28 protein-coding genes and 2 riboswitches are annotated in these 24,431 nt (G+C 38.6%); of the genes, 4 read left to right on the forward strand and 24 right to left on the reverse strand.

Going from position 1 to position 24,431, the window contains the following annotated elements; translation table 11 throughout:
- Positions 1–17: 17 nt before the first annotated feature.
- Both fabG and QFZ28_RS17945 read right to left on the reverse strand, forming a co-directional pair.
- Complete coding sequence (fabG, locus tag QFZ28_RS17940) at positions 18–782, reverse strand: 3-oxoacyl-ACP reductase FabG (protein ID WP_307195908.1); 765 nt, start codon at positions 780–782, stop codon at positions 18–20.
- Between the two features lie 64 nt (positions 783–846).
- Positions 847–2,025, reverse strand: coding sequence for an acyl-CoA dehydrogenase family protein (locus QFZ28_RS17945; protein WP_307195909.1), 1,179 nt, complete (start codon positions 2,023–2,025; stop codon positions 847–849).
- 374 nt (positions 2,026–2,399) lie between these two features.
- Here QFZ28_RS17945 and QFZ28_RS17950 point away from each other — a divergent pair, with 374 nt between their 5' ends.
- A complete protein-coding gene (locus QFZ28_RS17950) occupies positions 2,400–3,692 on the forward strand; it encodes an ATP-binding protein (protein ID WP_307195910.1) in 1,293 nt (430 codons plus the stop codon).
- 34 nt (positions 3,693–3,726) lie between these two features.
- Here QFZ28_RS17950 and QFZ28_RS17955 read toward each other — a convergent pair whose 3' ends face one another.
- Entirely contained in the window at positions 3,727–3,951 is a 225-nt protein-coding gene (locus tag QFZ28_RS17955; RefSeq protein ID WP_307195911.1) for a hypothetical protein, read from the reverse strand.
- A 184-nt stretch (positions 3,952–4,135) separates the two neighbouring features.
- Positions 4,136–4,402: a phage holin gene (locus QFZ28_RS17960; protein WP_307195912.1), complete on the reverse strand. Its 267-nt coding sequence runs from the start codon at positions 4,400–4,402 to the stop codon at positions 4,136–4,138.
- Positions 4,403–4,606: 204 nt separating this feature from the next.
- Between QFZ28_RS17960 and QFZ28_RS17965 the strand changes: the two genes are divergently transcribed.
- Positions 4,607–6,709: a transglycosylase domain-containing protein gene (locus tag QFZ28_RS17965; protein ID WP_307195913.1), complete on the forward strand. Its 2,103-nt coding sequence runs from the start codon at positions 4,607–4,609 to the stop codon at positions 6,707–6,709.
- 22 nt (positions 6,710–6,731) lie between these two features.
- Here QFZ28_RS17965 and QFZ28_RS17970 read toward each other — a convergent pair whose 3' ends face one another.
- From QFZ28_RS17970 to QFZ28_RS18055, 18 genes are all read right to left on the reverse strand, one after another.
- Complete coding sequence (locus QFZ28_RS17970) at positions 6,732–7,445, reverse strand: ATP-binding protein (RefSeq protein WP_307195914.1); 714 nt, start codon at positions 7,443–7,445, stop codon at positions 6,732–6,734.
- Positions 7,442–7,924: an ECF transporter S component gene (locus tag QFZ28_RS17975; RefSeq protein WP_307195915.1), complete on the reverse strand. Its 483-nt coding sequence runs from the start codon at positions 7,922–7,924 to the stop codon at positions 7,442–7,444. The genes QFZ28_RS17970 and QFZ28_RS17975 overlap by 4 nt, the downstream gene beginning before the upstream one ends.
- 1 nt (position 7,925) lies before the next feature.
- Complete coding sequence (locus tag QFZ28_RS17980) at positions 7,926–8,510, reverse strand: cob(I)yrinic acid a,c-diamide adenosyltransferase (RefSeq protein ID WP_307195916.1); 585 nt, start codon at positions 8,508–8,510, stop codon at positions 7,926–7,928.
- Positions 8,507–8,956, reverse strand: coding sequence for a bifunctional adenosylcobinamide kinase/adenosylcobinamide-phosphate guanylyltransferase (locus tag QFZ28_RS17985; RefSeq protein ID WP_307195917.1), 450 nt, complete (start codon positions 8,954–8,956; stop codon positions 8,507–8,509). The genes QFZ28_RS17980 and QFZ28_RS17985 overlap by 4 nt, the downstream gene beginning before the upstream one ends.
- Positions 8,908–9,507, reverse strand: coding sequence for a histidine phosphatase family protein (locus QFZ28_RS17990; protein WP_307195918.1), 600 nt, complete (start codon positions 9,505–9,507; stop codon positions 8,908–8,910). Before QFZ28_RS17990 ends, QFZ28_RS17985 begins: the two co-directional genes overlap by 49 nt.
- Positions 9,477–10,268, reverse strand: a complete 792-nt coding sequence (cobS, locus tag QFZ28_RS17995) for an adenosylcobinamide-GDP ribazoletransferase (RefSeq protein WP_307195919.1) — start codon at positions 10,266–10,268, stop codon at positions 9,477–9,479. Before cobS ends, QFZ28_RS17990 begins: the two co-directional genes overlap by 31 nt.
- On the reverse strand, positions 10,265–11,770 hold the full coding sequence (locus QFZ28_RS18000; protein ID WP_307195920.1) for a cobyric acid synthase: 1,506 nt from the start codon (positions 11,768–11,770) through the stop codon (positions 10,265–10,267). The genes cobS and QFZ28_RS18000 overlap by 4 nt, the downstream gene beginning before the upstream one ends.
- Positions 11,767–12,339 carry a bifunctional adenosylcobinamide kinase/adenosylcobinamide-phosphate guanylyltransferase gene (locus QFZ28_RS18005; protein WP_307195921.1) on the reverse strand — a complete coding sequence of 191 codons (573 nt, stop codon included), beginning with the start codon at positions 12,337–12,339 and terminating at the stop codon, positions 11,767–11,769. Before QFZ28_RS18005 ends, QFZ28_RS18000 begins: the two co-directional genes overlap by 4 nt.
- Positions 12,321–13,397, reverse strand: a complete 1,077-nt coding sequence (cobD, locus tag QFZ28_RS18010) for a threonine-phosphate decarboxylase CobD (protein WP_307195922.1) — start codon at positions 13,395–13,397, stop codon at positions 12,321–12,323. The genes QFZ28_RS18005 and cobD overlap by 19 nt, the downstream gene beginning before the upstream one ends.
- Entirely contained in the window at positions 13,354–14,337 is a 984-nt protein-coding gene (gene cbiB, locus QFZ28_RS18015; protein ID WP_307195923.1) for an adenosylcobinamide-phosphate synthase CbiB, read from the reverse strand. Before cbiB ends, cobD begins: the two co-directional genes overlap by 44 nt.
- Complete coding sequence (locus tag QFZ28_RS18020) at positions 14,334–15,800, reverse strand: adenosylcobinamide amidohydrolase (RefSeq protein ID WP_307195924.1); 1,467 nt, start codon at positions 15,798–15,800, stop codon at positions 14,334–14,336. Before QFZ28_RS18020 ends, cbiB begins: the two co-directional genes overlap by 4 nt.
- A 4-nt stretch (positions 15,801–15,804) precedes the next feature.
- Positions 15,805–16,866 (reverse strand): FecCD family ABC transporter permease, encoded by a 1,062-nt coding sequence (locus tag QFZ28_RS18025; protein ID WP_307195925.1) that lies wholly within the window; start codon positions 16,864–16,866, stop codon positions 15,805–15,807.
- A complete protein-coding gene (locus QFZ28_RS18030; protein ID WP_307195926.1) occupies positions 16,832–17,794 on the reverse strand; it encodes an ABC transporter substrate-binding protein in 963 nt (320 codons plus the stop codon). Before QFZ28_RS18030 ends, QFZ28_RS18025 begins: the two co-directional genes overlap by 35 nt.
- A 165-nt stretch (positions 17,795–17,959) precedes the next feature.
- Positions 17,960–18,148, reverse strand: a riboswitch (cobalamin riboswitch).
- Positions 18,149–18,223: 75 nt separating this feature from the next.
- Positions 18,224–18,691, reverse strand: coding sequence for a 6,7-dimethyl-8-ribityllumazine synthase (gene ribH, locus QFZ28_RS18035; protein WP_307195927.1), 468 nt, complete (start codon positions 18,689–18,691; stop codon positions 18,224–18,226).
- A 38-nt stretch (positions 18,692–18,729) separates the two neighbouring features.
- The gene (gene ribB / locus QFZ28_RS18040; RefSeq protein WP_307195928.1) at positions 18,730–19,845 is read right to left on the reverse strand and encodes a 3,4-dihydroxy-2-butanone-4-phosphate synthase; all 1,116 of its coding nucleotides are present in this window, start codon (positions 19,843–19,845) and stop codon (positions 18,730–18,732) included.
- A gap of 24 nt (positions 19,846–19,869) precedes the next feature.
- Positions 19,870–20,529 carry a riboflavin synthase gene (gene ribE, locus QFZ28_RS18045; RefSeq protein ID WP_307195929.1) on the reverse strand — a complete coding sequence of 220 codons (660 nt, stop codon included), beginning with the start codon at positions 20,527–20,529 and terminating at the stop codon, positions 19,870–19,872.
- A gap of 175 nt (positions 20,530–20,704) precedes the next feature.
- A riboswitch (FMN riboswitch) is annotated at positions 20,705–20,849 on the reverse strand.
- Between the two features lie 90 nt (positions 20,850–20,939).
- The gene (locus QFZ28_RS18050) at positions 20,940–21,410 is read right to left on the reverse strand and encodes a GyrI-like domain-containing protein (protein ID WP_307195930.1); all 471 of its coding nucleotides are present in this window, start codon (positions 21,408–21,410) and stop codon (positions 20,940–20,942) included.
- Positions 21,411–21,526: 116 nt separating this feature from the next.
- Positions 21,527–22,375, reverse strand: a complete 849-nt coding sequence (locus QFZ28_RS18055) for an oxidoreductase (protein ID WP_307195931.1) — start codon at positions 22,373–22,375, stop codon at positions 21,527–21,529.
- 266 nt (positions 22,376–22,641) lie between these two features.
- Here QFZ28_RS18055 and QFZ28_RS18060 point away from each other — a divergent pair, with 266 nt between their 5' ends.
- Positions 22,642–22,845 carry a hypothetical protein gene (locus tag QFZ28_RS18060; protein ID WP_307195932.1) on the forward strand — a complete coding sequence of 68 codons (204 nt, stop codon included), beginning with the start codon at positions 22,642–22,644 and terminating at the stop codon, positions 22,843–22,845.
- Positions 22,845–23,051 carry a YwbE family protein gene (locus QFZ28_RS18065; RefSeq protein WP_307195933.1) on the forward strand — a complete coding sequence of 69 codons (207 nt, stop codon included), beginning with the start codon at positions 22,845–22,847 and terminating at the stop codon, positions 23,049–23,051. The genes QFZ28_RS18060 and QFZ28_RS18065 overlap by 1 nt, the downstream gene beginning before the upstream one ends.
- 174 nt (positions 23,052–23,225) lie before the next feature.
- On the opposite strand, the gene QFZ28_RS18070 is transcribed toward QFZ28_RS18065, so the two are convergent.
- Together QFZ28_RS18070 and QFZ28_RS18075 are read right to left on the reverse strand one after the other, a co-directional pair.
- Positions 23,226–23,426 (reverse strand): cold-shock protein, encoded by a 201-nt coding sequence (locus QFZ28_RS18070; protein WP_307195934.1) that lies wholly within the window; start codon positions 23,424–23,426, stop codon positions 23,226–23,228.
- Between the two features lie 192 nt (positions 23,427–23,618).
- Entirely contained in the window at positions 23,619–24,368 is a 750-nt protein-coding gene (locus QFZ28_RS18075) for a Cof-type HAD-IIB family hydrolase (protein ID WP_307195935.1), read from the reverse strand.
- Positions 24,369–24,431: the final 63 nt, after the last annotated feature.

The raw sequence follows: 24,431 nt of genomic DNA on the forward strand, positions 1-24,431 counted from the left end.
TCCCCTCGCTTTTAACGTTAATTTTTTGGTCCACCGGCCACATAAATAACCTGACCGCTCACAAAAGAAGATTTTTCATCGGCAAAGAAAACAACCGCATTGGCAATATCTGCAGGCTTTCCACTTCTTCCAACAGGGATATTGGCTACACTGTGCTGGATTAATTGCTCAAATGGAACACCAATTCTTTCAGCTGTTTCCATAGTCATTTCAGTCTCAATAAACCCTGGTGCAACAGAGTTTGCCGTAATTCCATATCTACCCAGCTCAATCGCAAGCGTCTTTGTGAAGCCCTGTAATCCTGCTTTTGCAGCAGCATAATTCGCTTGACCGCGATTCCCAAGTGCTGAAGTAGAAGATATGTTAATAATTCGGCCGTATTTGTTTTCAACCATGTATTTTTGGGCCGCACGTGCCGCATTAAACGATCCTTTTAAATGAACGTCCATGACAGTCTGCCAATCAGAGTCTGTCATTTTGAATAGTAAGTTATCTCGGATTACTCCTGCATTATTAACGAGAATATCAAGCGATCCAAATGCTTCGTATGCCTCCTTGATCGCACCTTCTACCTGATCAGCGTCAACTACATTCGCAACCTTTGAAAAAACTTCATACCCTTTTTCTCTCAGTTCATTTGTTGTCTCTGCTAATGCTTCTTCATTTAAATCTATAAACGCTACCTTTGCGCCTTCTTCCGCAAAACGTTCAACAATTCCTTTTCCAATCCCACGACTTCCGCCGGTTACAAATGCAACTCTTCCTGTAAATCTACCTGCCATATCAACTTCCTCCTAAACAAAATCAATTAATCTAGTATTTTTTAGATAACGCTTTCAGAATTAATTATACGTATTGCCCAACTTTAACATGTCCTTTAATTAGATTTCTTGCGATAATCATCCGCTGAATTTCATCGGTACCATCATAAATCCTCCAGAGTCTTGCTTCACGGTACCAGCGCTCGATTGGTAATTCCTTTGTATAACCCATTCCACCATGAATTTGCAGAACACGGTCGACAACATTATTCCCCATATTCGCTCCATAAAGCTTTGCCATCGAAGCTAGGTGGCGATTATCTTCTCCGTTGTCAAGCGTGAAGGCTGCATTTAATACCAGCCATTTGGCTGCTTCTATTTCAACTGCAGAGTCAGCAATTTGCCACTGAATGGCTTGTCTTTCTGCAATTGGTTTCCCAAAGGTAATTCGTTCCTTTGAATAATCAATGGCCATTTGTAATAATCGCTCCGCTGCACCTACGGCTCTGGCACCGACTACCCATCGGGCAAATCCTATCCATTCCAATCCTAGATTATAACCCTTGTGTAATTCACCAAGAATATTCTCTTCTGGTACTCGAACATTTTCAAATACAAGGCCGGCTGGTCCCCATTCTCCCATGGTATGTATATACTCCGATTTCCAGCCCATATCTCGGTCGACAATAAAACAGGTAACCCCTTCTCGCCCCTGTGTTGATTGGTGAAGGTTTTTATCTGTGATAGCAATCGCCATAACAAAGTCTGCTTCATTACCACCTGTAATAAATGTTTTTTCGCCATTCAACACCCAGTCATTTCCATCTTTAACTGCTGTCATTTTAATATTTCTCGTATCGGACCCTGCACCTGGCTCCGTCATCGCAAAGCAAGATTTTTTCTCACCATTAATAGTTGGAATTAGATATTTCTTCTTTTGTTCTTCGTTACCGTAATAAAGGATATTGTCCGCCGATCCGCCAAAGCTAAATGGAACAAAGGTCTTTGAAACCTCCATCAAAACGATGGCCATCATCATTTGCCCTAAGTCCGCTCCACCATACTCCTCTGGTGTATTTATGCCCCAGAAGCCAGCTTCCTTTGCTTTTAATTGGAGTTCTTTAAGTATTCCTGGAGAAAGACTTGGCTTTCCTTCTCTCTCATTTCTTAACACATCATTCTCTAGGGGGATTAATTCTTTTTCTACAAATCTTCTAATTGTTTTTTGAACCATTTTTTGCTCATCTGTCAGACGTAAATGCATACCTTTCACTCCATTCATTTTTTAGAATTTAGGATAGTAGCCGCTAAATATAATTATGCTGGCAAAACCGGATACATACCTACCGGTTGGTATGTCTATTTAATTTTATTCTGAACTTTCAGATAAAACAAGTTTTTTATTCATAAATTTGATTTACTTTTTTCAACATTAGACAACCAAAGCTAATATGGATAAATTCAAAAGAATTCGTCCCACGTGAATGTTACCAGTTTTATAACCTTTTTATTGTGATTATGCAGATTTCCAGGTTTCTGATATTCCATATTACCTAAATTTTTAGTAGTATAGAATATGCAATTAATTTTTTTGAAAATCTAGGAAACTTTCCTTCCAAGAGAGGATAGGAGAAATAAATGAAGAAAACAAAATTAGTAATTCTGTTCTTGATTACTAGCTTAATTTGGATTTACGCAAGTAACTATATACTGGCACATTATATCCCTTCATCCCTTGTAAATTATGTCGAAAGAGGGAAAGAAATATTCTATATTCTTGTAACGGGTGGAATCTTTTATTTTTTTATCCTAAAAAAAGAAGAACTTGATACGACGAAAGAACAAGAAAAACGCTTATCTACCCTCATCAACTCAATGGTAGATTTTGTAAACTTCAAAGACGGTGAAGGGCGCTGGATACAAGCCAATGATTTTGGTTTGAAATTATTTCAGCTTGAGCATGTTGATTACCTAGGAAAAAAAGACTCCGAATTAGCAGAATACACTGAGTTCTATGCGGAAGCACTGAGATACTGTGAAGTATCCGATGAGGAAACATGGGAAAAGGGTACCATCACACGCTGCGAAGAGGTCGTTCCGCAGCCAGATGGAACACCGAAAATTTTTGATACGATTAAAGTCCCCTTATTTCATGAAGATGGAACTAGGGAAGGTTTAGTTATAATCGGACGTGATATTACGACCCTAAGGCAAACAGAAGAACGTCTTAGCAGAACAGAAAAGCTATCCGTTGTCGGTGAGTTATCTGCAAGCGTCGCCCACGAGATTAGAAATCCACTAACCTCATTAAAAGGATTTGTTCAATTATTACAAATGGAAGATAATAAACACCAAGATTATTATCAAATTATGCTAGATGAATTAAATCGAATTAATCATATTGTAGGCGAACTCCTACTCTTAGCGAAACCGCAGCATTTAAAATATACAAAATTAGCGATTCAAAAAATTCTAAATGATGTTATTTCATTATTAGCTGTCGAAGCTACCCTATACAATGTACAGATTGAATCAAATTTTCCAAAAGAGGATATCATCATTGAGTGTGAGCCAAATCAGTTAAAACAGTTATTTATTAATTTAATCAAGAATTCAATTGAAGCTTCGAATAGTGACAGTAAAATATCGATTTGTCTTGGTCTAATTGAAGATAACCGATTAGCCATTACCGTCAAAGACCATGGCTGTGGTATTTCAAAAGAACGACTCCAAAAGATTGGTGAACCCTTCTATTCATCAAAAGAAAAAGGGACAGGCTTAGGATTAACCGTCAGCTATAAAATTGTTCAATCACACAAAGGAAATATCGTTTTTGACAGTGAAATGGGTATCGGAACAACCGTTAACATAACTCTGCCACTGGTACAAAATTCTTCAGCTGACACTAGACAGTCAAAAGTAACTGCATAAAAAAAGTTCCTTTACGGATTGTAAAGGAACTTTTTTATGCAGATTGTTTACCTAGACTTCCTTTTTGTGTATGTTTTCTTCTGATTTCTATTATGTGCAATTGAATGATAAAGGCGATTCCTAAAATAATATTTTTCCAACGTCTTGCTTTTCGCTCTTTTGGTTCGTAGACATAGCGATTCCAAAAGTAACAAACAGACTCCTCAAGGATAATAAATAGCATATATATTCCTGCTGCCATCGAAATCCAGTACCACATATCAAGAACCCCTTTCTCAGGAATTACTCCTTATCTGTCCTTGTTCCCAACTTCATTATACCGCCTAGCCCTTCGACAATTCAGAAGTTTCAATCTCCTTATAACGACAAAATTCTACCTGAATAAAAAAACACTCGAACTTTGCCATTATTTAGGCATTTAAGCGTTTCTTCACTCTATATGATTAGTTTGGTTCTTTATATGTTTTTGCGCGTTCACTGTCACTCATACCTTTAGTGGTAGGATCCTGAACGATACCCATCAATGATAATAAAATAAATACTGCATTTACAAAGGTAAGAATGGATTGCTGAACCGCATCTGTAAGTTGAAAATCGGTAACCCCTAATGCGTTTAATCCTTGCAAAAGCATTTGCGCCACGATCATCAACTGAGCAACAAACGCCATTACCCAGCTTCTGTTCTTAAAGCGGACTTTCCAGTTGATCATTCTCACATCCCCTTTCTTTGTTTTAGACCGGTCTTTCTATTAACATATGCTTGGAATGAAAATGGTTGTCCGCCAATATCACAGAATTACAATTAAACTTCTCTATTCCTTTGTTTTTGACCATAAAAGGCTATTATTGGTGTTTTTTTGCTAAAAATTTTATAATGAATAAAACAGAAAACCTTTTGAAGGAAAGGAGACACAATGGAAAAATTACGCCCATATTGGGAAATGATTGTCCGTTTCTGGAAAAAGAAGCACATCACACAGCTATTATTATTAGTCATTTTAATTGTTGTTCTCGTAACGATTGTTTACTTCGGCTGGCTTGCAACAAGAGCAAATGTCCAGACATTAAAGGAAGGTCTTAGTCAACCGACCGTCATTTATGATCGTAATGACAGTGTCGCTACAAATGTCGCGACTAATCGGACTCAGGGGGTTAAGATTGAAGATCTCCCGAAATATGTTCATGGTGCAGTGGTGGCCATTGAAGATGAACGCTTTTATGAACATAATGGATTTGATATTAAAGGCATTACGAGGGCTTTCTTCAACAATTTATTTGCAGGAGATATTACCGGCGGCGGCAGCACTCTTACACAGCAATTAGCGAAAAACGCTTTGCTTTCCCCTGAACAAACCTATAAACGGAAAGCGGAAGAGTTATTTTTAGCCGTAAAGATAGAGAAAGTCTATAAAAAAGATGAAATCCTACAAATGTACTTAAACCAAGTATATTTTGGCGGTGGTGCATGGGGAATCAGTAATGCGTCAAAAAGATATTTTAATAAAGAGATTACGGATGTTACGATCAGCGAGGCAGCATTGCTCGCTGGGCTGCTGCAATCACCGAGTTACCTTGACCCGACCAAAAACTATGACGTAGCGATAAAACGAAGAAATGTCGTTCTTAGTAAGATGAATGAACTTGGGATGATTACGAAGGAACAATACACTGCGGCAAAGGACGAAAAGATAAAAATTAATAGCGGCAGTGGAAGTGTTGTTGAGCGTAAGTATCCTTATTATGTGGATGCGGTCCTAAACGAGGCAATCAATAAATACGGATTAACCCAGGAAGAAATTTTAACTAGAGGTTATCGGATATATACTGAATTAGACCAAAACCTGCAAGCAGGCCTCGAAAAGGTAAACAATAATAAATCACTATTCCCGAGAGGTTCTGGTGAACGTATTGTTCAAAGTGGTTCTGTTCTGATGGACCCGGCTTCAGGAGGTGTCCTCGCTCTTGTTGGCGGCCGAGGTGAACATGTGTTTAGAGGCTTTAACCGCGCTACCCAATTAAAGGCTCAGCCAGGTTCAACCATTAAGCCGCTCGCGGTTTATACACCTGCTCTTGAGGAAGGCTACACATTCGACTCAGAGCTCGTTGATGAGCCTACTTCTTTTGGGGAATACAAACCTGAAAATTTCTCAAAAACGTATCAGGGAAAGGTTCAGATGTACAAAGCCCTAGAGGAATCATTAAATGTCCCAGCGGTTTGGCTCCTAAATGAGATTGGTCTTGAAAAAGGATTAGACAAGCTCAAAACATTTGGGTTGCCTGTCGAAAACGAGGATAAACACCTTGCTATTGCATTAGGCGGAATGAGCAAAGGAATATCTCCGCTTCAATTAGCAAATGCATTCTCTGCCTTTCCAAATGGTGGCAAGCGTCAAGACAGCCATCTCATTACTAAAATTGTTGGTCCTACTGGAAATATCATTGCTGAACGTGAACCGGAAACCACAAAGGTAACTTCAAAAGGGAATGCCGACAAGATTACAGCCATGCTTTTGAATGTGGTAGAATCTGGTACCGGAAAAAACGCACGAATTCCTGATGTTCAGATAGCCGGGAAAACAGGTTCAACCCAGCTTCCCTTTACTGATATAAACGGGACGAAAGATCAATGGATGGTTGGTTACACACCTAACTTAGTAGCAGCGATATGGATCGGCTATGACCAAACCGATCGACAGCATTATCTCCCAAGCAGCGGTTCTGGTAATGTCGTTCCGATTTTCAAAGAAATTATGAAATCATCGATCCCTCATATACAAAAAGAAACGTTTGATGTCGTTTCGATTAATGACCAATTAGCTGGTAAAGCACAGACAAGCGAAGAGATAAAGGAGCAGGCAGAGAAAATCAAAGAGGAATTAAATCAAAATGCCCAAAAACTAGGTGAAAAGATTCAGGAACAAGCTCCCGTTTGGAAAAAGAGTTTAGAGGAGACAATGTTTTCAATCGGAAAAGGCATTGATACGATTATCCAAAAAATTCAAGGTTTAAACGAATAGCACGCCGTAAAGGCGTGCTATTTTATTTAACAGTAATGAAATGATAAAACCCAGCTGCGATTTTTTTCAATTTCTCTTCTTGATCTTGTTCAAACGCAATAATAAAACAGGTTGCAGGTCCAGATGATTTTATTACGTCAAGTTTCGTATGAAGCATTTCTTTCGTAAATTCTTTATTTGTAAACATCTGATTCAACTCATACAGGATTCCTTTTGAGCCAACAGGCCAAACGATTATTTCTTCAAGTTTATTGACTTCTCTAAAAACTGATAAAGGTACGACCTGATTAGCATGGTCCAAGACTTCATTCCCTACTAATGGGCTGCCAATAACGGCGAACATCAGATGATTAGAAAAAATATTCTCCGATTTTTTAGATAAAGACCTTTTACCGAGAACAATTAATCCAACCGCGGATTGTTGTAAATGAAAATTACTCTCTGTACTGCCAGTTATCGGGACATTCTCTAGATTTAATTCTGCTAAACCTTTTTGAATTCCCTTTACAAGCTCACTCCATGTGTTATCTCCACAAAAATTATGAAGAACAACTGAAAATGGAACTCCTCCTGCTGCCATACATTCCATTGCTGCTACTCTAAATGAATAATAGGCTACCGTTTCGTATGAAACCTGTACATGATCTTCTGTTTTCATACCAATACCGCCGCTATTATCACTTGCGATGATAAGCGACTCGGTACTAGTTATCGGGATGGTAATGATATCCCTCATAATTTAACATCTTTATTAATTAAATTTTGTTTAAATAAAGCCCTTAGCCGCCGGATTGCCACAATAGCGATGAGTGTATTAATCATAGAACCGATTAATAATGATGGCACTAATGCAACATAAAATGCTTTACTCATTAAAATAATAAACGGCAATGGTGCTGCAAAAGTATTCATAAGAATAAAGAGAATACCAGCAGTGATTTTTTTATTTTTCTTATAAAGAACACCAAAAAGAAAGACAAGAAGTGCCATTTCGATTGCAATTAATACATGCAGCGGTCCTAATGGAAAACCTGAAATTAGGGCAGATAACAAATGCCCTAACGCACCGACCATTGCTCCTGCCCCGCTGCCTAACAAGGCTGCAGCAAGCAGCGCTGGAAACACATCAAAAGCAACACTGCCTACGATAGCAGGAATCTTAATCGCAGCGCCAACTGCGGATAGTGCTGAAAACAATGCTAGTAAACTTAGCATTCTACTTTTCATCTTTGCGTTTCCCATCCCTGAATACTTTTGCACTTCGAACATACTCTACATCTTTTACGTTGAGTCGAAAATTTACCACTCTTGCTAATGCAAAGAAATAATCGGAAAGACGATTTAAATATTTTAATGCTAGTTCAGGAGTTTTCTCGTCGGTCTTCATTAAGGAAACCACTAATCTCTCTGCTCTTCTCGTCACTGTTCTAGCAATATGAATCGAAGCTGCAGGTTTCGTTCCACCTGGTAAAATGAACCTTTCCAGCTCTGGAGCTTCTTGAATATATTCATCAATTTTGGTTTCTAAATAGTCAATGGCGTCCTTCTGCAGCTTATACTCAATCTTGTCTGAAATATTGGCTAAATCCCCGCCACAATCAAATAATTCATGCTGTACTTTTTCAAGATCTGCCAAAACATCCTTAAAAATTTCCACATCTAGCTCGGTCATAACCTGGCCGACAAAGCAATTTACTTCATCAACTGTTCCATAAGCTTCCACTCGAATATCATCCTTGTCGACTCTTCCTCCAATAATACTTGTCTTTCCTTTGTCACCAGTTCTTGTATAAAGTCTCATAGCTTCCCATCCCCCGTTTTTTTGATTGTTTGATTTAATCCATACCAAATAACATCTACTGTATCTGCTTTTGCGGCAAGATCTTGATAAGCCCAGCCTGTTACATCCCGCCATAGTCGATTTTCTTTCTCCAACGGGACAATTCCCTTCGTAATATCCGTCCCAATCACCACAAGCTTCCGGTTAGAGTCTGTTTTTTCCCAGAAAAGCCAATCGTTCATGGTACTATTCCAGATTTCACGACATCTATAAGGATCTTGGGATTTAGTTAAATTCTTTAACCAAACTTCGATACCTTCTAATACGAGCAAATTACCTTCTATTTGGTTACTTTCAGCAATCATATGATGGTCCTGATAGGCTGAAAGCCAAGTACCACTTAGCCCATAATTTTCCTTTACCCAAGCCCTTTTGCCGTTAAAGGCACCTCCCGTAATAAAGTGCAACGGTCACGCCTCCTTAATGCTTCTTTTTCAAAAACAAGTTCATATCCTTGATGATGTGGTACTTGCCACTTCCAAAAATCCCTGTGCTGAGGTGCAAATTCTGACAATAAATATCGAATGACACCGCCATGAGTAATCATTGCACATCGTTGAAAATTTTGAGAAAGAATGTGTTCAGTAATCTTTTCCCATCCAATAGAAACCCTTCTAGTGAACTCCAAAAATGACTCTCCTTCTGGAGGACTATAAGATATAGGATCCGAAAGCCAACGCTGGTAAAGAGAGACTTCTTTTAAGTCTTCATAAGTCTTTCCTTCCCATTTGCCGAAATTCATTTCTCGTAAATGACTAAGAAGGTGCAACTCTTTATTTGGAAATAGTATATTTGCAGTGCTTATACATCTGGGTAAGTCGCTAGAAAAATAGCCATCATAATCGCATTTTGAGCTCGACTCCCTTGACTCAGGACATAAAGGGGAATCATTCCACCCTAAATAGGCTTTCCGTTTATTCTCCTCCGTTAGGCCATGACGAAATAATGCAACAACCACAGTGTCATCCATAGAAATAACTCAGTCCCTTCAACGGCTGCCCCTAAAATGTCGCCCGTAATTCCACCAAACCACTTTAAAGCTTTTCTGCGGCAAAGAAGCAAACTTATGAATGCTATAACAAGCAATATGGAGACATAATAGAAACCACCATCAAACGATATCACAAGAGCTAGGAATCCTATTATATATACAGCATAGATCCATAAATCCTTTAGTGTGGCCGCACTTTGAAAAAGTGCTCCAAGTCCTTCTTTTTTTGCAGTCTTTACTGTTAATAACAACAAACCCATAACGCTTTTACTTAATAGAGGGATTTCAGCAATCATCAGATAGGAAGCAGCATGTACATCTACGGTTATCTCATATATAAAAAGAAAACGGCTGCTTAACAAAACAATAACCGAGATAACCCCAAATGCACCGGTTCTAGGGTCGTTCATAACCTCCAGTCTCTTTTGTTGATCTTTGTAAGAAAAGTAGCCGTCACTAGCGTCCATCCAGCCATCCAAGTGTATTCCGCCTGTTAATAGAATACTCACCAGCCAAAGCAAGAATGCCGCTGCGAAGTTCGATAAAGGAGTATATTCTAGCAATAGATAAAATAACCCAGCATATATTCCCCCTTGAAGAAGACCTAGGATCGGGAAAACTTGAACAGCGCTTTTTAGATGTGGTTTGTCCATTGGTATTTCAAGATGTACGGGAATGGCAGTGAAAAATTGCAGATTGATTAAGAATCCCTTTAGAAGTTTTCTCATTTCGAACACCACTTGTTAATGATGTCATTTAGCAGCTCAAAGTTTAAATGTTCCTTCATTCGAGCGGCAAGCTCATCATATCTTTTATCTAAGTGTTCTCTTATATTAGTTGTGTCTTTCCTATGAATCCCTTTGCTTTTCCGAATCAGGTTTAACCAAGTATTTCTCCATTCGTCATTGTGGAAAAGGTGATGTAGATACGTCCCGATGATTTGACCATTCCTGCCAAAATAACCTTCTACTTTACCATTTTCAAGCGATAAAAATGAGCTTCCTTCCTCGTGTAATGCCGTTTTTCCTAAATGAATTTCAAATCCTTCCAGCTTTTTATCAGCGGCCAAACCTGTATTTTCATGGTACACTCCAGCCGCTCTTACCGTTTCTTTTTCTTCATAAAAGATTGTCCTCCCAGGAATACAACCCAAGCCTCTCATGGTATTGTTCACTATCCCTGTATCTGAACCAGCCTCATCAATAATTTCTTCCCCAAGTATTTGATATCCGCCGCAAATTCCGACAACATAGCCGCCATTTTCAATATGAGCTTGTATCAATAAGTCTAACTTTCTATCTCTTATACTTTTCAAATCATTGATTGTACTCTTTGTCCCTGGAATAATAACTGCGTCGGGATTTCCAAATTCAGAAGCCTGTTTCACCCAGCGGATCGACACATCTTCTTCATATAAAAACGGTTCTAAATCACTATAATTTGAGATAAATGGAAGCTGAATTACTGCAATATCCAGATTACCCTTTTTGCCGACTGCAAACTTATCGTTTAATGACAAAGAATCCTCACCATCAATCATATGATTCTCTACAAATGGTAAAACACCTAAAACTGGAATCCCCGTTTTCTTTTCCAGCCAGTGAATACCATCCTCAAATAAGCTGATATCCCCGCGGAATTTATTTATGATTACTCCAGCCACTCTTTGTCTTTCTTCTGGCTCCAAAAGCTCAAGTGTACCAACAATACTGGCAAAAACCCCGCCTCTATCAATATCGGCTACAAGAACGACTGGAACATTCGCCAGTTCGGCAACCTTCATATTCACCAGTTCTCGATCCTTCAAATTGATTTCAACCGGACTTCCAGCCCCCTCAATGACTATTAGATCGTATTCATTTGATAACTGGTCTAAAGACTTCTTTATCACATCGAGTCCATTTTCGTAGAAGGTATCCCGATACCCTCTTCCCGAAAGAGTTTTTAACGACTTTCCTAAATAGACAATCTCTGAATCTTGATTCGAGCGAGGCTTTAATAATAGCGGATTCATCCATACAGTGGCCTCAATTTTTGCAGCCTCCGCCTGAATTCCTTGTGCCCTGCCAATTTCTTTTCCATCTTTTGTCACATAAGAGTTATTGGACATATTTTGAGATTTAAAGGGTACAACTTTTCTGCCATCGTTCGCGAACATGCGGCAAAGAGCTGTTACAATAAGGCTTTTACCGACATCGGATGAGGTTCCTTGTATCATAACTCCTTTCATTTCCTAACCCCCTTCATGTTGATGGGTATACCTGCTTCAACCAAAAAGGCTTGATCAGCCTCCTTCACCAGCTGTTGATGGATTTTTCCAAGAATTCGTGAATAGGAGAAAACAAGATCATTCTCTGCGATTGACTCATAGAAAACTTCATTACTCACAACAATTAACACTTGTGATCTTTCTCGTAATTTATTTATACCTGTTATTATCATTTCGATTACATGTGCTAAAAAGGACTCATCCCATTCCTGTTTGGAAGAAAACAGTTCATTATTTAAAAGAGTCGTCACGCAATCGACTAGAATAATATCTTCTTTGTTAAAATAATCTGCACTCTCACCAATATTTTGTGACTGTTCAATGGTTCTCCAACGTGACTTTCCAGATTCCCGGTCGTTCTGGTGTTTTGCAATTCGTTCCCTCATTTCTGAGTCAGAAGCCAAACCGGTCGCTAAATAGGTTAATTGCCCGCCATTTTCCTTTGCGTGTTCTACAGCCATTTTTTCGGCAAAATAGCTCTTCCCGCTCCTTACTCCGCCCGTAATAAAAACTAATGAAGCTGCCGCCATTCCAACAATACCTCCATTAATTTACTATTTTCTTGCTTGTTTTTTATAGCAAAACGCAGCCATTTTCCTTCCAAACCAGGGAAGTTATAGGTATGGCGGGGAATGATTCCCTTGAGTAATAGAAATTCAAAAAAGTTATTCTGTTCCTTTTGATCTGAATCTCGTAACAAATAAAAATTAACCTGTGACGTAGTCATCACAAAATTATGCTTCTTAAAAAACGCTAACAATCTCTCCCGTTCTTCCGAAATATAGACTTGAGTCATATTAATAAATTCTTCATCTTGTAAAAATAGTTCCCCTGCCAATAAGGCAATACTATTGATACTCCAATGAGGCTGGTACTTGCTAATTTCTGCAATTAAGGCTGGAGCTGCAGCCAAATACCCTAGTCGAATCCCCGGGATAGCATACATTTTTGTCATCGACCGTATAATGATTAAATTTGAAAACTTATTTAAATACGGGATAAAAGATTCGTAGTTTATTAAAAAATCATAAAAAGCTTCATCTAGAACCACAAAGCAATTTTGTTTTTCACATTCCTGTATAATTGAAAGTACCGTTGACACTGGATATTGAATACCAGTAGGATTGTTCGGATTACATAAAAATAAAGCATCTGCACTCGATAAGCTTGGAAGTAACTGTTCCATACTTAATTCAAAATGAGGTTCCAGTAATTGATGGTACTGTATTTCACAATCTGTTGCACGACAGGCTTTTTCATATTCAGAAAAAGATGGCTCTACCACTACAACCTTTTTTCCAGAAAGAAATCTGGCAACAAGTGTAATAAGTTCGGCTCCTCCGTTTCCAATGAGAATATAATCAACTGGTATTTGCTCCCGGTGAGCAATCCTTTGCCTTAGTTTTTCAGCGAATGGATCTGGATACACGGTTATTTCCTGATAAAAATCATTCCATTTCTCTTTCAGGGCACGAGGTGGGCCAAGTGGATTAATATTTGCACTAAAATCAATATACTTCTCTGGGAACGAAAGTCCCAGCGATTTAAAAAGGTGCTGCGGATTTGAACCATGTGAAGGCAAATTCAACCATCATCCCACCTATCCATAACAATAGTAAAAATAAAAAAACCGTTCTATCCAAGATTTTATTGGCTGATAAAATATGATTTGCTTGGATGGGGACTAATGGATCCCCCATCTTTGCCCGGTTTGAAACGATTCCTTTGTAATAGTTGATGCCGCCAAGCTGAATCCCCAAAATAGCAGCAACCGCCGCTTCTCCCCAGCCGCTATTGGGGCTCGGGTGCTTCTTTGCATCACGGAATAATATTTTCCATGCCCTCGGATACTTTATTCTAAAAGGCTTTGTTCCTATTAGCATTATGATTCCTGTTATCCTGCTGGGAATCCAATTCATCACATCATCCCATTTAGCAGAAGCCCAGCCAAAATCTTTAAATCTTTCATTCCTATAACCTACCATCGAATCACAGGTATTTGTTGCCCGATAGACCATTGCCAGCGGAGCACCGCCTATAAGCGCCCAAAACAAGGGTGCTGTTACCCCATCACTGGTATTTTCTGCAACCGTTTCGATTGCACCGCGTGCGATTTCACTTTCATTTAATGTAACTGTATCTCTGCCTACAATGTAAGATAGTTTGATTCTTGCGTCTGCCAAGTCTCCTTTTTCTAATGGAACATACACATTTAAAGAAGCTTCCTTTAAACTTCTTTGAGCAATGGTTGTCGCAATAATCATACTTTCAACGACAATCCCAGCAATTGGGTGAACCCGATAACTAATTACTACAATTAACATTACGATAAAAAGTACTATTAATAAAACAAAAAGGAGCATTGCGATCCCTTTTAATCTTGTATTTTTTCCATGATTTAAGCGTGTTTCAAAGAATGAAATCATTGTTCCTATCCATCTAACTGGATGTGGCCAATGGGGTGGATCTCCTACAACCTTATCAATGAAATACGCTACGGTTATGGCAGCTAAGTGATAGATAATCATACTACTTTCCTTTTTTGAGATTTTCGAATACCCTCTAACGTGCATTCATATACAGCTTTTCCAATTAGTTTACCTAAGTCTGTTATCGTCCCAGCATACTCCAGCCTTTCACCAGCTTGGGTAGCAGCTATTAGAATACTATCGGTAGAAGTACCCGTCGCAATGGTGCCTGTCACCGAATCCATAATGTTTAAATCATGCAGCGCTTTTGCTTTTGCCTCAGTAGCCGTCATAATACTTTGAATAAAGGCCTCCTCGGTTAATTCACCATTAACGAAGATCCATGTATTGATGGTGCCAGGCACCTGTTCAAAGGTATGCTGTACACTTTTGGAAGCATCTATCGCGTTTCCAACACCTGCAGTTACCACAACAAATAATGAGAATCCTGTTCCTTCAACGTACGTAAATGTAACATCATTAAGGAAGACTGCGGTCATCATTCCAACTGTTTCTGAAGGTTCAAAGCCGTTTACTTTTAAAAAGGAGGCCATTTCCTTTCGATGATCGCTGCAGTTATAGTCCTTTCTAACATGTCGATTAACAAAAGTTTGGTGCCAGCCTGTCCCTGATCCAACGACTCCCGAAGACATCGTCCTTAATGGAGCAGGTGATCTTAATTCAATAAACTCATTTGTGACGCGTAACAAACCTTCATCTATTTTAATTTTCTCCTTATCCTGCCTCTCATCTGGTATTAACACCATTTGAGGTGCTGGTACTCTTGGATGAGGAAGCTTCTGAATATCGGTATGGTAAACATCTCGTATTCTTTCTTCTCTAAGCACTTCGTTCGGGATATGGTTGATATTAATGGTGCCATTTTCAAGCAAAAGTAATCGATCGCAATATAAGCCTGCAAGATTTAAATCATGAAAAATAGATACGACAGTTAGACCTGTTTCAGATGTCCAATTCTTTAATAAATCCAATAATTCTTTTTGATAGGATAAATCTAAATGGTTCGTTGGTTCATCTAATAGAAGAATTTCAGGTTCTTGAGCGAGTGCCTGAGCTAAAAATACTCTTTGTTTTTCCCCTCCGGATAACTCTTGTATCGTTTTATTTTGTAATGACGTAATGCCTGTTTGCTTCATAACCCGTTGTACAATTTTTTCATCCTTTTCTCCCCAGGTCTGAAACCAGCCGGTTTGATGGGCATACCGACCAAGAGAAACCGTTTCTTTTACGGTATAGGAAAATGATTGCGAAGAATGCTGCGACAAAACAGCTACGATTTGAGCAAGTTGTTTTGTATTATATTCCTGCAGCGCTTTACCTTTTATAAAAATATCACCTTTTACAATCGGCAAGATTCCGCTTATCATTTTCAATAAGGTGGTCTTACCGCTTCCATTCGGTCCCAAGATACCGAATAATTCACCTTTTTGAACTTCAAAAGAAATATCCTTCAGGACATGTTCATCTGAATATCCGCCTGCAACATGTTGAATGTTAAGCATCCCTTTATCCACTTCTTTCCATTCTTCTTCTCTGTATTAGGATTAATGCAAATACCGGGGCACCAATTAATGCAGTTATGACTCCTATTGGTAACTCAGTTGGAGAAATAATCGTTCTTGAGATTAAATCTGCTAAAATTAAAAATCCACTTCCAGTAAGGATTGATAACGGGAGCAGGTGTCTATGGTCCGGTCCCCACAATAATCTTGAAAGGTGTGGTATGACTAATCCAACAAAACCAATCGTTCCTGAAACAGCAACCGCCGCACCAGTTAAGATTGACCCAGCCGTTAAGATGATTAGTTTCCTTTTTTGAACGTTTACTCCTAAATGGTGGGCACGTTCCTCACCAAAGGACATGGCATTTAATTCTTTGGCATTGAAAATAAGGATGATGGAACCTAGCACAAAAAAAGGTAAAATAATTCTTATGTATTCCCAGCCTCTCATTGATACACTTCCCAATAGCCAGCCTATAATTTGTCTAAGCTCATCGCCTGTTAAAGCAATCATAAGTGAAATGAATGCACCGAGAAATGAACTAAAAATGATTCCCGTTAAGATAATGGTTTCCACTCTCATTGAGCGTTCAATTTTCCTTGCGAACGCCAGCACGAATAAAATGGTAGCCCAAGAAAACAAAATGCTGAGTAATGGAAGGGTAAAGTTGCCGATGTGGGGAATAGATAATTGAAAAAATAAAGTGAGTACTGCCCCAACGGACGCACCGGATGATACGCCTAAGGTATATGGATCTGCTAAAGGATTTCTTAATAATCCTTGAAAGGCTGCTCCTGCGATCGCGAGAGAAGCCCCTACTAAACCAGCTAAAATAACTCGTGGCAACCGGATATTCAAAACAATACTCGAAAACATGGGGTCAATATGATCCAATGAAGTAGACCCAGAAAGCTTCCACATTATAATTTCAATAATGGTAAAGATAGGAACCGAAACGGTTCCTATCGAAATTCCTAACAAAACTGAAAAGAGAAGAAAACTTCCCGCAAGTAAGTAGGCTATTATTTTATTATTTAAAAACTTCTGGATAGACAGCCTTTGCAAGTTCCTCTACTCCTTCAACAATCCTAGGGCCAGAGCGGGTCACACGATCAGAGTCTACATCGATGACTTGCTTATTCTTAATGGCATTGACATTTTCCCATCCTTGTCTGGCTAACACTTGTTCAGCAGCATTTTCCGTATAAAAACCATATGTAGTAATGATGACATCTGGATTTCGCTCAATCATCACTTCTTGATCGATTTTAATCCAGCCCTCTTGGTCATCTGCAATATTTTCAGCATTAATCAAACTAATCATTTCGTCCATAAATGTGTTTTTTCCGGTTGTGAACACTTCAGGAGCAGGAGATACCTCTACAAACACTTTTTTCTTTTCTTTAATTTCTCCGGCCTTGGCTTTAATATCTGCTAGTTTATCTCGCATACTCTTAATTAGTTCTTCAGCCTTCTTGTTTTCACCTGTCGCCTTTCCAATCATAGCAATCGAATCATATATCTGCTCAAAATTTTGGGCTTCATTTACAACTAAAACTGTCAGCCCGGCATCCCTTAATTGTTGCAGGCCTTCTGTCCCATTCATTGCGGAAGCATGTGCTAACACTAAATTGGGCTGCAATGAAATTATTTTTTCAATATTAATTTCCATTCCGCCGATTTTCTCTTTTGTTGTGGCTTCTTCAGGATAATTATCAAAATCAGAAACACCTACCACTTGTTCTCCAAGTCCGAGGGCAAAAGCGATCTCTGTATTGCTTGGAATCAATGAAACGATTTTTTCTGGCTTTGCCTTAATCGTTACCTCATTGTCTAATGCGTCTTTAATCGTTACAGGATATACCGTTTCCTCTCCTTTTTGCTCAGTGCTGCTGTTTCCTTCATCCTTTACCGTATCTTTTTGTTCACCACATGCTGCTAGCGCACCAATTGTTAACAAAAGAATTAATAATAACGCTGATAATTTTTTCAAATTTCTTCCCCCTATGACTTCTGTCAAAATACATCACAAAAAAATGCATCCTCAAAAAAAATTCAAACAAAAAACATCTCTACGTAAGGTAGAGATGTTGGTTTGATTAAATGTCATTAAAAATGACTCTAGTCGTCCACACCTCCCTATCCTCGTAGGTTCTTTTTGGGGCACTAGAATAAGGCAGGTTTCCTGGCTCATGGTCATCGCTTCCTGCGTCTTCCCATCAAATTGACAGTGACATTTTGCAGGTTGCTCCCATTTACAGTGGCGGGACCGCGTTGGACTTTAACCAACTTCCCTTTTAAGCTAAAAACGGTTAAGATTTTCAGCACCTATTCTTCGATAATTTTTTTATGATAGACTTATTATATAGTAAATGAAAATGAAAGCTATGTTTTTTTAGCAAATTTCGCCAGAATACTTCTTTTATTCGAAACTTCTCAATAAATTCGCCATTTCAATAGCACCGTTTGCAACATCCCAGCCTTTATTTCCAGCCTTTGTTCCTGCACGTTCAATTGCCTGTTCAATCGATTCTGTAGTCAAAACTCCAAAAATAACAGGAATGCCGGTATCTAGATTAAGTCTTGAAACACCCTTGGCAACCTCATTACATACATAGTCGAAATGTGGTGTAGACCCACGAATTACGGTTCCTAAGGTAATAACAGCGTCATATTTTTTACTAATGGCCATTTTTTGAGCCACTAACGGAATTTCAAAGGCACCTGGAACCCATGCAATATCCACATCATCTTCGCTTACACCATGTCTTTTAAGGGCATCCTGCGCTCCGCTCAATAATTTACTGGTTATAAACTCGTTAAAACGTCCTACAACAATTCCTATCTTTAAACCTGAACCTACTAAATTACCTTCATAAATATGTCCCATAATAATACCTCCAACAATTTTTGTAATACATGTAGTATTTATTTCACCTTTTCCTCGTTGATCTCCATTTGTAATGGAACACTTTCAACGACTTCAAGATCAAATCCCTTAATTCCTTTTATTTTTCGCGGATTATTGGTTAACAATTTCATTTTGCTAATCCCTAGATCCTTTAATATTTGAGCACCAATACCAAATTCACGTAAATCTGATTCAACAGCATTGTGACCATCCTCTAGTTGCTCGTGTGCCCGCAATTTATTGACTAAACCATTGCTCTGACGCATATAAAGAAGAACTCCGTTTCCGGCTTTTTCAATTTGACTTAATGCGGCATGCAGCTGCGGCCTGCATTCACAGCGGTAAGAACCGAAAACATCACCGGTTAAACACTCGGAATGAACACGAACAAGGATTGGATTCTCAGGATTAATTTCCCCTTTTATTAATGCTAAATGCTCTTTCCCATCAATAACGTTTGAGTATCCTGCAGCCTTAAATTCACCAAATTCTGTGGGCAAATTGATTTCTATTTCACGTTTGACCAGCTTATCTTTTTTGTTGCGATATTCAATCAAATCTTTAATGGTGATCATCTTGACGTCAAGTTCATCGGCAATTTTCCGCAACTGGGGAACACGTGCCATGGTTCCATCCTCATTCATAATTTCACAAATGACTCCTGCAGGCTTAGAACCACATAGTCTAGCTAAATCCACTGCCGCTTCAGTGTGTCCAGTTCTCCGTAAAACTCCTCCTTTTTTGGCAATCAAAGGGAAAATATGCCCTGGACGCTTGAAATCAGAAGGCTTTGATTCCGGGTCGAGCATACTCAGTACGGTTGCGGAACGCTCAAATGCTGATATCCCTGTCGTTGTAAATTTATGGTCAATACTGACGGTAAATGCCGTTCCATGCGAATCCGTATTGTTTGCGACCATTGGAAAAAGTTCTAATTTCTGTGCTAATTCCTCGTCAATAGGAACACAGATTAAGCCTCTTCCATGTGTAGCCATTAAATTTATTACCTCTGGCGTAGTTTTTTCAGCAATTGAGACAAAATCTCCTTCATTTTCTCTGTCTTCGTCATCACAAACAATAATAACTTTTCCGTTTTGTAAATCAACCAAGGCTGCTTCAATTTTATCAAACACGTGTAATCTCTCCCTTCTATCTAATTAAGCAAATCCATGCTCTTCTAAAAAGCTCGTACTAATTCTGGATGAACTTTTTTTGTTACCATTATTTTGTCTGCTCGTTAAGAAATGCCCCACATACTTTCCAATCATGTCGCATTCTAAATTAACAATATCACCTGAGTCTTTAAGACCAATAATACTTTCAGTCAAGGTATGGGGGATTAGCGATAGAGTAAAAGCTTCATCTGTTACACCAAACACTGTAAGGCTTGTTCCATCAACCGCAATGGAACCTCTTTCAATCACATACTTTAGGATCTCTGGTGAGGCTTCAATTTCATAATAAACGGCATTTTCAACAGGTCTCTTACTTTTTATCCGGCCTGTACCATCGATATGTCCGGAAACAAAGTGACCGCCAAATCTTCCACCAGCTGCCATTGCTCTTTCTAAATTCACTTTTGAACCGCGCTTCAAAGACTGTAAGCTTGAAGCTTTGACTGTTTCTGGCATAACATCTACCGTAAACTGGCTGCTAGTAAAGGTAGTGACGGTAAGACATACGCCATTAACTGCGATACTGTCACCTAGATGAACATCCTTAAGTATTTCTTTAGCTTGAATGGTCAGAACAAATGATTCTCCAGTTCGCTGGATATTTGCTATTTCTCCTAATTCTTCAATAATACCGGTAAACATAGCTTTTGTTCTCCTTACCTATTTTTTGCAAGGTCATGAAAAATTTTTTCATACCTTGCAATCATAAAAGAATAAAAAGGACCCTGAAGAGTTGAAACACTTCAGGGTCCTTGGAAAAGGCAATAAGAAAATAGGGCTTAAAAAAGGGTAGACTGCTCCCTTGGTTAAACCGAATTTTTTCCTTCTCCCATCCAGACTTTAACTGTCGGCTCTGGAGTTTCACCAGATCCACCGTTTAACAAACGTTAAACGGGTCACGGACTAAGAAGCTGCGCTTCATCACCGCCGGTTAGGAATTTCACCTTACCCCGAAGGAATTATTCAATTATATATTTTTTAGTATACCTTATACTTGTAAGAATTGCTAAAAAAAAGAGCGGAAGATTAAATTCTTCTCCTTCAGTTCATGATTAATAATCGTTTCCATATGTTTTTACAGGCAGATAAAGGTCAAATTGAATACTTCCGTCGTTATCGAAATCATTTTGTTTAAAGATTTCTAAGCTCAAGGCATGGTTATCCAAATCATAGCCATACTCCTGCATCCACGCTAACGTTTGTCTATATGTATGTTCCACTTCTTCCAGGCTGCCTTTGTGCGAAGTACAAACATAATTTTTACGAGGGATCGTAAACCCTACCATTCCCTCTGGGATATTTTCCAGTTTTTCCACTGGTGTAGTTACATAATAGGTAAATTCAGTTTCTCTGCTATGAAAAGGAGCAATTAAGATAGAAGTATTCGTTTGATTAGGTACCTCATCAATCCGCTCTTTCATCACATCAAATAATTCAGGAATGGTATTCAGTTGCGAATAGGTACCGCTCCACGAAATTCCAACTACCTTCATTTCTTCTTTTTCAAGCACTTGGATATCCAAACATATCCCTCCTCACATGTTGTTCATATATCTATTATTCTCACTGTAACCCTGAAATTCCTTCCTAAAAACGACAACTTCATGAATACTTTACAATGGACGCTGCTTAACTAATACTATTTTTTGAACAGTTTACTTATGATAATTTTTTCCCATATTCTCCATGGTAATAAAACCTTCAAAAATATAGAAGTTTTAACACCACGGCCAATGGGGTACCTCATGCCGGGTTTTTCCATTTCCGCAATTTCGGCTATTTTTCTTGCAACTTCCAGAGGGTCTCCGAAGCTGTTTTCACCTTTTGCAATATATCTTTCAATGCTTTGCAAATAATCTTGATAAGGAGAATTTGACTGCAATGATTCAACTGCAATCTGTTTACCACTTGACCAAATATTTGTTTTGTAGGAACCAGGTTCAATCAATACCACCTTCACTCCAAATGGCTGCATTTCTAAACGAAGACTCTCACTCCAGCCCTCAATGGCATGTTTTGAGGCAATATACGGTGACAGTCCGGGGAACGCTACCTTACCGCTTATACTGCTGACATTTATAATACATCCATGCCTTTGTTTCCTCATTACAGGTAAAAAGGCCTTAGTGACGGCAATAACCCCAAAGACATTTGTTTCAAATTGACTACGGTATTCATCCATCGATATTTCTTCAACAAAGCCTGCACCTGCATATCCAGCATTATTAATCAAAACATCTACTCTTCCATACTCATCGAGGACTTGCGTCTGGAATGCTAGAATTGAATCTTCATCCGTAACATCTAATTCAAAAACAAAGATTCGGGATTCTACTCCATGCTTTCTTGCCTCTTCCAACAAGCTGCTGCTTTTACGGCTGTTCCTCATAGCAGCAATAACGGTAAAACCCTTTCGTGCTAATTCAACAGAGGTACTCAATCCAAATCCGCTGGATGTACCGGTTACTATAGCTGTTTTGTTATTCATGCATTAATCTCGTCCTTTCACTACTGCAAGAATTAGTTTAATACGGGGAATCAGGAAAAGCTGTCGAAACTGATTCTTTTTTAGAATTATTAAGAAATAACAAAAGGACTTTCAATTGACCAGTGCATTTTTTACCATTTGAAACTTTTTCGAAAAAGAATATTCTGTGAATTAACTCTCTAGTATCTATCCGGATTAGATTGTTAATTTAAATGTAAATAGATTATACTGAGGGTATGAAAGTACATTTTTTCAGGAGGATCCAAATGTCAGAAAACAATCAAACAAACCAGAATGAAGAACCAAAAAAGAAAATGAGTTTGCAGGAAGCTATGAAGCAGCAGTTAGCGAATAAGAAGAACAAAGCGGCAGCGGCGAATAACAACCAGGGCGGTCTTCAAAATAGCCAAAAAATGAAAAGCCAGCAGACAAAAAAAGTGAGTAATACACGCAGGAAAATGGGTGTTTAATGAACGGACAAAATAGAAAAGACATCACTGCCGGTACAGAGGTTAAAATTGTACTTAAGGCTGATCAAAGAACTGGAAAACTTACAAGTGGTGTTGTAAAGGATATTTTAACCAACTCAAGCTTCCATCCTCATGGAATAAAGGTAAGGTTAATGGATGGTCAAGTTGGCAGAGTGCAAGAAATAGTGAATTCAAAGTCCACCTAACAGGTATTAAATTCTACCCTTAGGTATGAATTTTATATATTAACCCCATACTATAAATAACCATTTTACTTATCACATATTGAACTCCACTTGTTGTGGAGTTTTTTTTATGATCCCTTACAGGAAAATAAAAAACAGACCCACAATTGGAGTCTGTTTTGTTTAGAAGGTTTATTATGCTTTACGAACGTTAACCGCTTGTGGACCACGTTGTCCATTTTCGATTTCAAACGTCACTTCTTGACCTTCATCTAAGGTTTTGTAACCTTCGCCTTGAATAGCTGAGAAATGAACGAAAACATCGTCTCCACCTTCACGCTCAATAAATCCAAAGCCTTTTTCACCGTTAAACCATTTTACTTTACCTTGTTCCATTTTTGTAGCTCCTCCTAGCATGTAACAATTACATGAAATTGCAATATAGTCTTGCCCAATTATTATACCCAAGAGAAATCATTTTTAAACAATTTCATCTTGTATATAAAGTATTTCACAATGGGTTCCATTTTATTTCAGAAAATATATATTTCCAGCTGAATAATGATTAAGCGTCCGTAAATGATACTATTACAACACCCATTTCTGAATTGCCTTGGCAACACCATCTTCATTATTAGTAGATGTAACCCAAGCAGCCGCTTCTTTTACGGTATCCTGAGCATTTCTCATTGCAACGCCTAAGCCGGCTTCTTTTATCATCGCCAAATCATTAAGACTGTCTCCAACGGCCATGACATTTTTCATATGTATTCCGAGACGCTCACAAACTAATTTCAGTCCTTTGGCTTTATTAATCCCAGCGGGGTTTACTTCTATATTAGTTGGAGTAGAGTTGCTTAATTCAAACTCTCCACGTGTCTGCAGCTCATTTAAAATTTTGTCTCTGGTAGGGACATCTTTAATGTTAAACCCAAATTTCAGCCATTCCTCTCCATGAATATCCTCCGGCATTTCATCAAACCAGTTTCGGCTCGTACTGATTGCCCAGTAACGGATCTTGTGCTTTTGGGTAAGTTCTACCATCCATTGAATGGAATCAGTATTCACAAGATTCCTTTCCACTAGCCCTCTTTTGTCATCCCAAATTTCACTGCCATTTACCGTCACCAAATAGGATGTTAATGCTAGAGAATCCGCATACTTTTCACATTTTCTAAGTGAACGTCCAGTGCTGAGGACTACATAAATTCCTTTTTCCTGAGCTTCCTTAATTGCCTGACGGTTTGCTTCTGATATCTCATGATGATCATCCAAAAGTGTTCCATCCATATCAAGAGCAATTAATTTGATTTCAATATCACTATTGAGTTTTTCCATCTCTAATCAACTCCTTTAATACCATACTATTATTAGAGTACACCATCATTCGTTTATCCTCAA

It is taken from the genome of Neobacillus niacini, assembly GCF_030817695.1.
Taxonomy (GTDB): domain Bacteria; phylum Bacillota; class Bacilli; order Bacillales; family Cytobacillaceae; genus Neobacillus; species Neobacillus niacini_F.